4 protein-coding genes are annotated in these 14,086 nt (G+C 69.1%); 1 reads left to right on the plus strand and 3 read right to left on the minus strand.

From position 1 onward, the window contains the following. The 3 genes from HFP89_RS03085 to HFP89_RS03095 form a co-directional block, all read right to left on the minus strand. The coding region (locus HFP89_RS03085) for a DUF1566 domain-containing protein (protein WP_168716180.1) at positions 1-335 on the minus strand (335 nt) is incomplete at its 3' end. Then, on the minus strand, positions 332-1,789 hold the full coding sequence (locus HFP89_RS03090) for a DUF1566 domain-containing protein (protein ID WP_168716181.1): 1,458 nt from the start codon (positions 1,787-1,789) through the stop codon (positions 332-334). The genes HFP89_RS03085 and HFP89_RS03090, both read right to left, overlap by 4 nt. After that, the gene (locus HFP89_RS03095) at positions 1,786-11,457 is read right to left on the minus strand and encodes a putative Ig domain-containing protein (protein WP_168716182.1); all 9,672 of its coding nucleotides are present in this window, start codon (positions 11,455-11,457) and stop codon (positions 1,786-1,788) included. Before HFP89_RS03095 ends, HFP89_RS03090 begins: the two co-directional genes overlap by 4 nt. Positions 11,458-12,800: 1,343 nt before the next feature. Between HFP89_RS03095 and HFP89_RS03100 the strand changes: the two genes are divergently transcribed. Further along, positions 12,801-14,081 (plus strand): NADH:flavin oxidoreductase/NADH oxidase family protein, encoded by a 1,281-nt coding sequence (locus HFP89_RS03100; protein ID WP_168716183.1) that lies wholly within the window; start codon positions 12,801-12,803, stop codon positions 14,079-14,081. Positions 14,082-14,086: the final 5 nt, after the last annotated feature.

The following is a 14,086-nucleotide window of genomic DNA, read 5'->3' on the forward strand; positions in this document are numbered from 1 at the left end:
GCCAGCTCGTTGCGGTTCGGCACGCGCCAGTCGTCGAAGCCGGCCTGTTCGTGCGCCTCGGCCGCGGCCAGCGCCGCCGACCAGCTCAGCCGGGTCGCGGTCCCGGTGCAGGTCGTCCCGTCCCAACTCTGGCCCAGGGCGCAGCGCTGCCAGACGCGCCGGCTCGGGGTGTGGAGGACCGTGCCGTCGGCCTGTTCGCGGAAGTCCTCGCTCGGCGTGCTGGCCGGCACGAAGCCGTTCTCGTTGCCGCCGGCGCACTGGGCGAGGGCCGTCGGAGTCAGCGCCGCTGCAGCGAGCAGCAGTCCGAACTGCAGGGTCTTGTGGATGGTCATCATGGAATCTCCCGCACCAGCCGGACCTTCTGCCCGGTCGATTTCAGTTCCACCACCGCCGCGCCGTCGACGAAGTCCACCACCCAGGCCGAATCGGGCTGCGCGGCCATCGGCGTGTCGGTCCAGTAGGTCCCGTCGGTGAACGGGAAGTGGCCGATCGCGATCGCCGGATCGCGCTGGCCGGCGTGGACCAGGCCGGCCAGTTCCTCGCGGGTCGGCATCCGCCAGTTGCCCGAACCGCACAGGGCCGCGTCGTTGATCGCCTGCACCTTGCCTTCCGTATCGCAAGGCGCGCCGGCGCAGGTCCCGCCGTCGGCCGTACCGGCCAGGCCGCCGTCGGTCTGGCCGTCGGTCTCCAGCCAGCTCCAGCTGTGGCCGAAGTGGCGCGGATCGGACGGGTCGTCGACGTGGACTTCCCACATCAGGCCGCTGTGGTTATCGGCGACGCAGGTCCATTCCGTCGCCGAGGCCGGCAGGATCTCGCCGTCCGGGCCGATCCTGGTGAAGTCGAAGCCGGCGGGGCCGGAATCCAGCTTCTCGAGGATGCCGGCGCTGGCCTCGGCATCGCGGCCGGACTCGGCGTCCTGGCCCGGCAGGCCGGCGACCTCGCAGGCCCCGTCGACGCTGCCGGCACAGGCCGTGATGCCCGTGTCGCCCACCTGGCCCAGCGCGCAGCGCGGGATCGTACCCACGCCCCGGCGCGCTTCGAAGCCGCCGCGGAACAACTCGCAGGCGTCGGCGTTCAGCGGCCCGGGCGGATCGGGCGGCGGCTGCTTTTGCTCGACTTCCAGCACCACGTCGTCGATCGCAACCAAGGTCGTGGTATCGCTGGAGGCACCGACCAGCGCGGCGCTCAGGGTCAGCGCCTCGCCGGCGCCGATGCCGTCCAGCGGGATGCGCAGCGTAGCGCCGTTCAAGGTCACCCCCGGACCAAGGTTGAAGCCGCCCGGCACGGCGCTGGCGTTGGCCGCCGCCGAGGCGTCGGCCCGGAACGTGGCCGCGCGGCTTACGCCGGCGGCGCCCAGGACGTGAATATCGAAGCTTTCCGGGATGAAGCCGCCGTCGGAGGCGAACTGCGGCAGCTCGGCGAGCCGGAGCCGGAGCGCGACCACGCCGGCCGGCGCGTCGAAGGTCTGCGACAGACCGGCATGGAACGCCCCGCCCTTGACGATCCGCGCCGCGCCGCCGACCACCTCGACCGTGCCGGGCGGCGTGGCCGGATCGGGCGAGACTTCGACGGTCCACTCGGCCAGGCCGTTGGCGAAATCGCCGTTGGGCAGCGGTTGGTCGACGATGACGACGGTATCGGCGAGCGCCGGTGTCGCGCTCAGTGCCCAGAGCAGAGCAGCGATGGCTCGGGTCGACGCCGCAGCGCCGATGGCGTGATCGTTTCCGGACCGCCGGGTTCGATGGAACCTGCCGGACCGCGGCGCATTGAATCGTTCGATCGAGATCATTGTGCAAGCCCCGGTGCATTTCCCACTCCGCAGGGGAGCAACAACTTCGCGGCTATTTCTCCGCCCGCTTCCCTATCCTTGTTCGAGTTGCTCGTCGGCGCCGGCAGCAGCGAGAACGGATCGGCCGGCGCAACCTGCGCCCCTTGCAGCGCCTCCGCGACGTCTTCCAGCACCTCCTCGATGTTCTGACCCAGCGGATAAAAACTGATGACCTGACCGATGGCGCCACAGACCACGGAAACGTATTCGACCAGCGCCGACTCCCCGCGCGGATCGACGAACTGCAGCGGGTTGTTTTCCGCGTAGCGGTAATGGAACGGCCGCAGCGGATCTTCGGAGGTGAATCGACCGATGGCGGCGTCGTAGACGCGGGCACGATAGTCCCCGAGCCCGCCGGGCAGATCGAAATCGCGGCCGGTGAAGCGGATCGGATCATCGAGCGTCGGCGCTGGACCCCGGACCTGGCGTCCGAAGGGATCGTAGCCGTACTCGGCGAGCGGCTGGCCCTGCGCGTCGGTTTCCATCCACACGGTACCGACGTGATCGGTCAGTAGCCAGCGAAGCTGGCCGGCCCGCTCGACGGCGAACGGTCGATCGAGGACGCGACCGTGCAATCTGCGCCAGACCGGGTTGCCGACGTCATCGATCGCCACGACCGGATTCTCCGAGTCGTGCAGGTAGTTGCGAACGACACCGTCGTGCTCGGCACGCACGCGCCAGCCGGTCAGCGCGTACACATAGCTGGCGTTGGAAATCGGCTGACCCATGGCGTCCTCGGCGGTGATCGACTGCAATCGATCCAGGGGCGAGTAGGTGAATTCGAGCCGTTCGCCGGTGCCGAGATGCTCGCGCGATTCCAGCTGACCCGACGGCGTGTAGCTGTAGACGTGCGTTCCATCGGCCAGCAAGCGATGTCCCGCACCGCCTTCCCGGTAGGCGAGCGCCGCCGGTCCCGGGTCGTTCGGACGCGACAGCCAGTTGCCGACGCCGTCGTAGATCGTCTCGCCGCTCGGCAGACCGCTGGCCACCGGGTGCTGTTCGTCGATCAGCCGTCCCGCACCGTCCCACGCATAGCTGTGCAACCCGTCCGGCCCGTTCATGCCGGTGACCTGGCCCAGCGCGTTGCGGGTGAAGTCCAGTCGCAGGAGGATCGAATCGTCCGGGCGCCGGTGCGTGACTGCGCTCGGTCCCGAAGGACAGCTGGCGCAGTCGTACTCGTAGGTCGTCACCGGGCCCGGCTGCGTGCCGGCGAGGTCGGCGTAGCGGCGAACGACGAGCGGGTCGCCGGAACCCGTCGCCTCGATGTCGACCCGCTTATCCAGCACGCCGACCCCGCTCTGGCGGATCGAGACGAGCCGGTCGATGCCGTCGTACTCGTATTCGGTGATTCCGCCGGCCGAGTCCTCGACCCGGACCACGTTGCCGTTGCCGTCGTAGTCGTAGCCCAGCCACCAGGTCGGCGTGCCCGGCGCGCTGTGTTCGACGCGTGCGATCCGCCCGGCGAGGTCGTACTCGAAGTTCAGCTGGCTGTCGAGCGATGCGACCGACGTCACCCGGTTCAGGTCGTCGTAGGTCCACGTCGCGACCGTGCCCTGCCCGGGCCGCCGCTCCTCCACGAGCCGGTTGTCGGCGTCATAGATCAGTTCGCGAACCGTCCCGTTGCGGTCGGTGGCGCGCGTGACCTGGCCGAAAGCGTTGTACTCGAACAGCGTCGCGTTGCCCGTGGAATCGACTTCCTCGGCGATCAGGCCGTAGCTGTTGTAGACGAAGGACCGTTCCTGCAGCTCGGCATCGACGATGCGGGTCAGGAGCCCGTCGGCATCGTATTCGAAGCGGCGCACCTGGCCCAGCGGGTCGGTTTCGCTCAGCACGCGGCAGCTCGCGTCGTACTCCCGGGTGAAGCAATTGCCGAGCGGATCGCATTGTTCGATCCAGTCGCTGTCACAGTCGCCGTAGGCCCAGGTCCATTCGGAGCCGTCGGGCAGCACGCGACGGACCTCGTTTCCGTTCTCGTCGCGCTCGCGCGTGGTGATCCCGCCGTCGCGGTCCCGGTACTCGACTTCGTCACCGCGCTCGTCGTAGGTCCAGCGTTGTTCGAGAAAGTTCACCGCATCGAGGTAGTCGTGTTGCACGACCAGCCGGCCGGCGTCGTCGAAGAACCGGTCGGTGCGGAAGCCCCGCGCATCGAACAGCGATTCGACGCCGGATTGGGCGAAGTCGAACAGCACGCAGCCGTCCAGCGTGGCCGGATCGCCCGTCGGCGGACAGTGCGCGACCATCCGACCCCGGTCGTCGTAGATCATCTGCGCCATCGGGTCGCCGTTGGCGTCGCGGGAGGCGGTCACGTGGTGGGGGAAGTCGGGGTCGTCGTAGGCGTAACTCGACGAGCCGCCGGCGGCGTCGACGACCCCGGTCAGGTTGCCCAGCGCGTCGTAGCTGTAGCTCACCCGGGCCAGTTCGGTGCTGCCGTCCTCGTCGATCAGGACGATGTCGGTGATTCGGCCGTCGACGTCGCGCAGGTAGTCGACGCGTGCGCCCCAGCTGCTCTGCCAGCCGTCGGCGTCCACGCCGAGCACTCCGCCCTGCGGATCGCGCACTTCGAGCAGACCTTCGGCCTCGCTGATGCGGTAGACCATACCCTCCTCGGTCTCCAGCTCGTAGATCGTCGGGTTGTACGGGATCAGGTAGTTGGCGTAGCCCCCGCCGAGGGAGAACACCACGTCCGGCCAGTCGATCGCCCGCAGCGTATCGGTCACGCCCGAATCGGGTTCGTAGCTCACGTCGAACTGGAACGCCGCCGGAAAGCCCTTCGATTCCGCGGTGAAGGTGAATCCGACGCGCTCGCCGTTCGGCTTGGTCACGACCACGCGCGTCTCGTCGTTGAAGGCCTCGCCACCGAGGAAGGGACCGCCGAACGAATCCGCGGCGCTGTCCTCGACCGCCGCCGACAGCGCCAGTCGCCAGCCGGGACCGAAGTTGCCGTCGCTGCGGCCCAGCGGACCGGCATCGAGGCTGTCGTAGGATCGACCGATGACCAGCGGGAAGGCGCCCAGCTGCCAGACCAGGTCGCGCATCGTGAACGCGACCTGCCCGGGCTTGGCGCCCGTGCCGGCCGCCAGCGGAATGCGCAGGCCGCCGGTCTGCGCGCCGTCGCTGGCGACCACGTCGATCTCGTAGTCGCCGGCCTGCAGGACCGTCGGATCGAAGACCGCGACCTCGCCGGCGGTGACCGGACCGCTGCCGCTGTTCAGCACGACCGCGTCCTCGCCGTCCTTGCGGCGCAGCGTCACGTCCCAGGTCAGCACCGCCGGGGTGTTGTCGTCGATGTCGACGACGATCGGCACCGGCGCGTCGTGGACCGAGCCCACTGCCGGCGAGATCAGGGTCACCACCGGCGCCTGCTCGTCGTTGCAGTCGGCGACGACCAGCGTCTCGTTGGCCTGCGCGGTCTGGCCGCTGGGGTCGGTGGCCACGGCCACGGCGGCGAACTGGCCGGCGTCTTCGGGCGTCCACAGGTGGCAGCGCGACGAGTCCAGCGCGCGCGGCTGGCCGGCGATGTCCAGGGTGACGCTGCTCAGACCGACATCGTCGGCGGCGTCGACGCAGACCGTGACCGGCTCGGCCCGGCAGGCCGGGTCGCGCAGCATCCGGACACCCACCTCGGGCGGCTGGACGTCGTCCAGCAGATCGATCGTGAAGTTCAGCTCGTCGCGGCCGCCCCAGCCGTCGGTGACTTCGAGCGACACCGGGTAGCTGCCGGGCACGGCATCGGTGGTGGTCCAGTGCAGCCAGCCGAGACCGGCGTGCAGCGTCATGCCGGCCGGGCCGTCGAGCAGCCGCCAGGTCGGCGCGTCGCCGTCGGCGTCGGTGGCCAGCATGCGCACGCTGTAGAAGGCACCGAAGGTGACCGAGGTCGGCGGCACCGTGTCGATGACCGGATCGGAATTGGCGACACGGACCCGCACGACGAAGGCCTGGCTGGCAATGGCACCTTCCGGGTCGGCGGCCTGGACGACCACGTCGGCGTCGCCGGCCTGGCCCGCGCCCGGCGTCCAGGCGACCTGACCGGTGTCCGGATCGATGGTCATGCCGGCCGGCGCCGTGGGCAAGGACCAGGTCAACGGTTCGAACTCGGGATCGACGGCTTCGGCGGCGTAGGTGTACGGCGAGCCGATCCGGGCCGCGGAATCCGGCGCACTGATCATGTACGGCGGTTGATTGGGCAGCTGTGGCAGCACTTCGAGATCGAAGCGCTGCAGCGCGACCTGGCCGCCGGCATCGATCGCCTGCAGCTCGATCACGTGGCTGCCGAGGTCGCCGCCGCCGGGCACCCAGGTCAGGGTCCGGCCGGCCGGATCCAGCGTCATGCCGGCCGGTGCCTGCTGCAGGCTGACCGTCGGTGTGGATTGATCGAAGGTGGTCACGCGCCACGGATAGCGGTACTGGACACCCACCGCTGCGAAGGTCTGCGGCACGCTGGAAAAGGCCGGGCCCGGCACGGTCGTCGCCGGCTCGCCGACGAACAGCGTCCAGGCCTGGGTGGCCCGGCCGCCGCGGCCGTCGTCGGCCACCAGCACCAGGCTGTGCTGGCCCGGTGCCGTCGACGCCCATTCGACGAGACCGCTGGCCGGGTCGACGGTCACGCCGGCCGGCGCGGCCTGCAGGCTGAAGCTCAGCGCGTCGCCGTCGAGGTCGTCGGCCTCGGCCGCGTAGACGTAGGCCGCGCCGATCGGCCGCTGGGTTTCCGGAGACGACAGGAACACGGGCGGGCGGTTGAAGGCCGCGTCCTCGACCCTGACCACGAAACCCTGGCGGGCGGTCGCGCCGCGGCCGTCATCGGCTTCGATCACCACGTCGAAGCTGCCGGTCGATGCCGGCGTCCACTCGAGCCGCGTGCCGTTCAGCGCCATGCCGGCCGGTCCGGCGGCAAGGGTCAGCGAAACCGGGTCGCCGTTGCCGTCGGCGGTGGCGATTTCGTAGACCCACGACTGGCCCTGGGTGGCGCGCCCGTCCGGGATGCTGGTGAAGTACGGCGGCTGGTTGATCGGCGCCAGCAAGCGCGGCGTGAAGTCGATCGGCCGACGATTCGGGTTGCTGAAGGCCAGCGGGCGGACCGCGGACAACGCCCCGGCCTCGAGCACCTCGCCGCCGGGCACCATCACCACGTAGGGCTCGCCGGCCGGAGTGAAGCCGTCACCGGCCAGCAGGCCGACCGCCGGATCGACGTCGTTGCCGACGGTCATCAACACCGGCCCCGGCACGGACGGCCCGTCGTTGAAGACCTGCACGTCGACGAGCAGGCGCTCGCTGCTTCGGTCGTGCGTGGTGGCCGAGAAGCGCGCCTCGAGCAGCACGGAGGCATCGGCCAGGTCGGCCCAGGGGTCGGCCGCGTCGCCGCCGCCCTCGAGCACCAGCGTCGTGACCGCCTCGGCGCAGCGATCGGCCGCGCGCAGCTCGAAGCTGTTCGAGCCGGACGCCAGTTCGACCGCGCTGAAGAACGAGCCCGAGGCATCGAACAGGTCGACCGGTTCGCCGTCGAGGGTCACGGTGAGCAGCGGCTGACCGGCCGCTACCGGCAACACCCGGCCGCTGATCACCAGCGGCGCGTCGGCGGGCAGCACCGCGCGAGCAGCCGGCGACAGGTCGGCAAAGCCCGGCGGGACGGGGTTGCCGTCGAGGTCGAGCACGCAGTCCGGATCGCGGTTCGGGGTCTGGGTGCGGTAGGTGTTGTGCAGTTCCCAGGAGTTTTCCTCCGTGAACGGCACGCCCCAGTCGCCTTCGATGTTGTTGATGTGGTAGTTGTGCTGGTTCCAGACCGGACGCGCATCGACCCAGCGGCCCGTGTGGCCGAACACGAACAGGCCGTTGCGCCCGGCGACCACGACCTCGGCCTGGCCGTCACCGTCGACATCGCCCAGCGTCGGATAGTCGAGCACCGTGCCGGAACCGGTGAAGGGCTCGTTGTAGAGCCGCTCCCCGTCCGGCCCGTTGAACAGCAGCAGACCATCGACGGCGCCGTTCCAGAGAATCTCCCAGGCGCCGTTGCCGGTCAGGTCCTGGGCCGCGACACCGGAGGCCGAGGCGCTGCTGTCGGCGACGTTCTGTTCCCAGACCAGGCTGCCGGCGCGGTCCAGGACCATCAGCAGGTGGTTGCTGACGACCAACCCGGACAGGATCGCCGAGGCCGTGACCAGGTTCGGCTCGCCGTCGCCGGTGACATCGGCCACGGTGACGGGACTCGGCCGATACAGGTCCGTGCGGTTCGTCGGATAGCGCCACAGCAGCGTGCCGTCGTCGGTCAGCGCTTCGATCACATGGCCCCAGTTGATGATGACCTCGGCCCGGCCGTCCTCGTCGAGGTCGGCCACCGCCGGCGCGCCGAAGGCCCGGGTGCCGCCGAGGATCGCAATCGGATCGGGAAGTTCGCGCGTCCAGGCCACGGTGCCGCCGGCCTGCAGGTCGATCACCTTCAGGATCAGGCCCTGGGCCACGATCAGGTCGAGCACGCCGTCGCCGGTCAGGTCGGCCAGCACCGGGACTGTCGGCGTCGGCCCCGGCAGCGGATCGCTCCAGGTCACGTCGCCCAGGTGATCGAGCACGTAGAGGGCATCGTCCTGGGCCGCGATCACGATTTCCGGCTCGGGATCCTGGTCCAGATTGGCGACCGTCGGCCCGCCCCACCCCAGGTCCTCGCCGGCGTTGTAGGACACGATCGCGGGGTTGCTCCAGAACAGCTGGCCGTCGTGGTGGAAGGCAAAGGTGCCGTCGCGTCCGACCACGACGATCTCGGCGTCACCGTCCCCGTCGAGGTCGGCGAGCGCCGGTTCCGCGGCAGGCCCGACCAGGTCGCTGGTCCAGAGGATCGGCGAACCGCCGCCGGCGTCCTGGCCGTCGCCGCGATAGACGTAGAGGCGACCGTTCAGACCGGGAGCGACCAGCTCCACCGTGCCGTCGCCGTCGAGGTCGCCGATGCCGACGGTCGAGACGAAGCCGCTACCGTTCGCACCCGGCAGCACTTCCTGCGCCGTGGTGTCGAACCACTCGACGTTCGGCGTATGGCCGAAGGTATCGGGCGGATCGACGTTGAAGGCGTCCAGCCAGGCCACATCGCCGCCGCTCGACGACAGGGCCACCTGCACGCTGTGTGCGCCTTCGGCCAGGCCGGTGAAATGCAGCGCGCGGGGCTGGCCGCGGAACGGCGCGATCGGTGCCAGGTCGAACAGGCCCTGCTCGACGCCGTCGATCACGACCCGGATCGTGGTGTTGTCGCGCTCGTAGGCCAGCACCGTCAGCGCGGTGCCGGTGAAGTTGAACCAGGCATTGGTCTCGACGTTGACGAAGGGCAACAGCACGTCGTCGTCGCGGGCGTACTCGTCGTCGAGTTCGCGCCACCAGCGCCGGTCGCTGAGGGTCAGCAGGCCGGGCGGCGCGGCATCGAGGTTCGCATCGACCCATCCGTCGGCCACCGGCGTGCCGCTCCAGACATCGATGAAGTCGGGCATCACCGCGCCGTCGACGACGACGGCCTCGGCCGTGTGCGCACCGGGGACGAGACCGTCGAAGACGAAGGTCTTCGATTCGTTGACCCCGCCGGAGGTATCGAACACGCCCTGCGATACGCCGTCGATGAAGATCTCGACCGTGCCGCTGGTGTCGGAACTGCGGAAGCCCAGGGCGACCCACCGCCCGTCGAAGTCGAGCTGCATCCGGTCGCCGGGCGTGCTGCTGCTGGCGTGGTACGTGCGGCTGGCCTGGTTGCGCGATCCCTCCGACCAGCTCTGCGGCATGGAGCGGTACGGCTGGTCGTTGTAGCGGATCGCCGGGTGGTTTTCCTCGAAGCGGACGATCGCAGGCGCCGGCGGCGGCGGATCGGACGGCCCGGTCGCAGGCGTTGTGACGGCATCGAAGGTGGACGTATCTCCGCGGACCTGGCTGATCTCCAGCACGTGCGGCCCCGGGCCGAGACCGTCGAAGGAGAATGCGCGCGGGCCCTCGTTCTGGGCGTAGAGATCCGCGACCGCCACCGACGCGCCGTTGATCCGGATGTCGACGTCCTGGTAGGTGAAGCGGGTCCGGCCCTGCCAGGTCACCGAATCACCGGTGAACGCGAACCACGCCGTGGTGCCGTTCGCGATCCCGGTCTGGAGGAACGCACCCCCGCTGGCGTCGGCCGCGCTCGCCCGGCTCCAGCCACGGCCGAGCGACACCCGGGCGTCGTCGTCCTCGAAGGTGCCCTCGGCCAGCGGAAGGCCGTCCCAGACCTCGAAGAAGTCCAGCGCCACCCGCGTCCCGCTCGATGCCGGCGATGCACTGCCCAGCACGGTGATGGTGACGGTGTGCGGTCCTGGACCGAGGTCGCGGTAGTAGCGGCTCAGCGTGTCGGTGTAGCGGGTATAGAGATCCAGCGTGTCGACCATGACGCCGTCGATCGCGATCTCGGCCTGGCCGCCGAAGCGGTCGGTCAGAAAGCCCAGTCCCAGCCACTCGCCGTCGAAGTCGAACGCGATCTCGTCGCCCGCCGCGGCCGAGTAGACCACCTCGCCGGCGCTGGCGCGGCTCGAGGTGAGGTCGGCGGTCGTGACCCAGTCCTGGCTGGCCCGGATCAGCGGGCCGCCGTCGTAGCGAAGCGCCGGATGGTCGGCTTCGAAGCGCTGGATGCCGGTGATCGGAGCGTTCGGATCGATGAATGGCGCCGTCCCCGGCGTAGTGATCCGATCGATGGTCGCTTCGTCCTGGTAGGCGGCGATCTCGAGCACGTGATGGCCCGGCCCGAACCCTTCGTAGGAAAAGACGCGCGGCTCGGAGTTGCTGGCGAACACCCCCGGCTCGAAGAGATCGATGATGTCCAGCGGTTCCCCATCGACGTACAGCTGAACACGTCCGCCATTGCTGTTGACCAGGGCGTGCAGGCTGAAGGAATCGCCGGAGAACGGGAACCAGGCCGTTCCGAAACTCGAACGCAGATAGCTGCCGCCGCTGGCGCCGGCGTAGTTGACCGACGTCCAGGCATCGCTGATCAACAGGCGCGGGTCGGTCTCCTCGAAGTCCCCGTCCGGCAGCAGCGAGCCGTCGCCGGAGTCCGCGTAATCCAGCTTGACGAAGGCACTGGCGGCGAACGGGTTCGCCGTGCCGGTCACGGTCAGCCCGATGCTGTGGACCCCGGCGGCCAGGCCGTCGAAGCGCAGCCGGACCGAGCGTTCCTGGCGCCGGTACAGGTCGAACGTTCCCTGGCTGACGCCGTCGATCGTGATCTCCACCTCGCCGCCGAGCCGGTCGCCGATGAAGCCGAGGCTGACCCAGGTGCCGGTGAAGGTGAACTGGGCCGTCGCGCCGGCCGTGTTGCTCTGGGTGAAACTGCCGCCGCTGGCCCGGCTGAGCGATCCGGCCGACCAGCTGCCCGTGTAGGTCCAGTCGAGCGCGTCCTGCTCGGCGCGCGCGAAGGCCGGCGCAAGCCCGCCGCGCGGTCCGGACGTCCGGGACGGCACCGTCGTCCCGGTTTCCGCCGAATCCGGCCCGGGCTCGGACGGGACGACCGCTGCCCCGTCGTCGACGCCTCGCGTCGCTGCCCCCGCATCGGGGGCGTCCGCGGTCGGCAGCAAGGGCAGGCCGGAGTCCGGCGCAAGGCCGTGGGCCAGGGAAGCGCCCATCAACAGGAGAAGGCCGATCACGCGGCCCGCGACGGGACGGAACGAACTGGATTGCTGCGATCGACGCGACATGCCGGAAATCTCTGCGGAGCCGGGGGTTCTCCTGGCTATACGCGGTCGATCGTCGCAACCCTTCATTCTTTTTCCTGACTACGTAGCAGACTCAGCCAGCGATCGGCAGGAACCTTCGGGCGGCCTGATACCCTCCTTCTGAACCGCAATCAGGCCAGGGCAGCTGATCCGGTCGAACTTGAATACAGAAGCGAGCGCATCCGGGCCGATCGGACTGCCCGATTCGCCTCTCGGACATGTGCATTCATTTGCGGCTTCAGTCAGGAGCAAGGATTCGAAAGAAAAGCGCTCCGTAGCTGGGCTTCTACAGCAAAGTCAAAGGCGTTTCGCCGCTGGCTGCGCCAGCTGATGCGAGGTACTTTTGTCGCCACAAAAGTACCCAAAAAGGCTGCGCGAACATCGCCGCCCGGGCTGCGCCCGGGTCCCCTCCGGTGCTCACGGCTGGCGGGAATCGCCGAACTCGCTGCAGTCGCTGCGCTCCCTCCGCTCAGACATGCGGCGCTTCTTCTTCCGCCATCCGCTCCGCGCCTCCGGCGGCGCTGACGGCGGGGCAAGTCAAAGGCCAACCTCAGCCACCCAAAGGACATTGCTCCACTCCAACACTTACGACTCGATCCGAGTTGTTGCTTTCGATCGAAATCAAGATCCATCCGCGCCACCGAACTAAGCAATGGCCGAGTGGCTTCGGCTGTGGGTTCGGTTTTGACTTTGAAGACCTCAAGGGCGCCGAGAAGCGCAGGGGCGAGTGGAGAAGGGCCGCTGCATGTCTGAGCGGAAGGAGCGCAGCGACTGCAGGGAGTTCAGCGGACCCCACTCGCACCGAGCATCGCAGGGAACCCGGCCGCAGGCCGGGCGCCATTGCGGGAAAGGAGTTTTTGGTTACTTTTGTCGACACAAAAGTAACTCGCATCAGCCTGCGAAGCAGGCGGCGAAACGCTTTTGACTCTCCTGAACCCTAAGCTCACTCAGCCAACGATCAGAAGGGCCTGCGGGGCGGCCCGAAACTCTCCTTCTGAACCACAAAAGAAGTCAGCGCCGCTGATTCGATCAAGTGGAAGCCCCGATCGTGCGCATCCGGGCCGATCAGACTGCCCGATTCGCATCTCGGACACTTACGTTCATTTGCGGCTTCAATCAGGAACTGATTTTTCGGAAGAAAGGCGCTCCATAGCTGAGTTTCCAGCGTAACCAGGTTCTTTTTTCGACCGCCGGGACGGCCGGGGAGCGACTTGCAACTTGCCCGCATCTGCGGTTCACTCGGTTCGGTCCCGCTTGCTCCCAAGACTTCGCCGATGCGACTCACCGAGCCCCTGACCCTGCCCTGCGGCCTGACCGCGCCGAACCGCATTGCCAAGGCGGCGATGACGGAGGGCCTGGCCGAGCCCGGCGGAGTGGCCGGAGAGCGCATCGCCCGCTGCTACCGGACCTGGGCCACCGGCGGCGCCGGACTGCTGATCACCGGCAACATCATGGTCGACGGCCGCTACCGCGAACGGCCGGCCAATGTCGTCGTCGACGGCGAGCAGGACGAGCGGCAGCGCGCCGGTCTTTCGGCCTTCGCCGAGGCTGCGAAGTCGGCCGGCGGGCTGGCCATCGCCCAGATCTCCCATGCCGGTCGCCAGTCGCCGAAATCGATCGCCCCCGAACCGGTCGGCCCTTCGGCGGTGAAGGTCAAGCTGCCCGGCGGACTGTTCGGCACGCCGCGCGCGTTGACCGACGACGAGATCCTCGACGTCATCGACCGCTTCGCGATCACGGCCTCCGAACTGTGCCGGGCCGGCTTCGACGGCGTGCAGGTGCATTCGGCCCACGGCTACCTGCTGTCGGAATTCCTGAATCCGCGCGTCAACCGTCGCGACGACCGCTGGGGCGGGTCGCTGGACAACCGCGCGCGGCTGCTGCTCGAGACCGTGCGCGCGGTGCGCGACGCGATCGGCCCCGACAAGGCGCTGTCGATCAAGCTGAACTCGTCGGATTTCCAGCAGGGCGGCTTCTCCTTCGACGATTGTCTTGCCGTCGTCGGTCGGCTGCACGGCGAGGGCGTCGACCTGCTCGAGATCTCCGGCGGCAACTACGAGCAGCCGCGGATGATGGGCCTGGACGGGCTCGAACCGGTGTTCGACGAGGACGTGCGCGAGTCGACCCGGGCCCGCGAGGCCTACTTCATGGCCTACGCGGAACGAATCCTCGAATCGGCCCGGATGCCGGTGATGGTGACCGGCGGCTTCCGCACCCGCGCCGCGATGAACGAGGCCCTCGAAGCGGGCGTGGCGATGATCGGCCTCGCCCGGCCGCTGTGCGTCGACCCCGATGCCCCCGGCCGCCTGCTTGCCGGATCGATCGAAGCGCTACCGGCCTACGAGAAAACGCTGCGCCTCGGCCCCGGCTGGCTCGGCCCGCACTCGCCGATCGACACGATCAAGGCCGCGAATGGTTTTGGCGCGATGGCCTTCTTCTACCGCAACATCATCGCGATCGGCGACGGCGAACCGACCCGCGAGCGGATGAACCTGCTCGGCGCGCTGGTCCGCCACCAGCTGCAGGAGGCGGCGGACGCGAAGCGCTTCGGTTGAGCCCG

The sequence above is a fragment of the Wenzhouxiangella sp. XN79A genome, assembly GCF_012272825.1.
Lineage (GTDB): Bacteria > Pseudomonadota > Gammaproteobacteria > Xanthomonadales > Wenzhouxiangellaceae.

What these genes read in the sequence shown, in the direction of transcription:
- HFP89_RS03090 (WP_168716181.1), bottom strand. Translation starts at nt 1,789, where the DNA reads ATGATCTCGATCGAACGATTCAATGCGCCGCGGTCCGGCAGGTTCCAT.
- HFP89_RS03100 (WP_168716183.1), top strand. Translation starts at nt 12,801, where the DNA reads ATGCGACTCACCGAGCCCCTGACCCTGCCCTGCGGCCTGACCGCGCCG.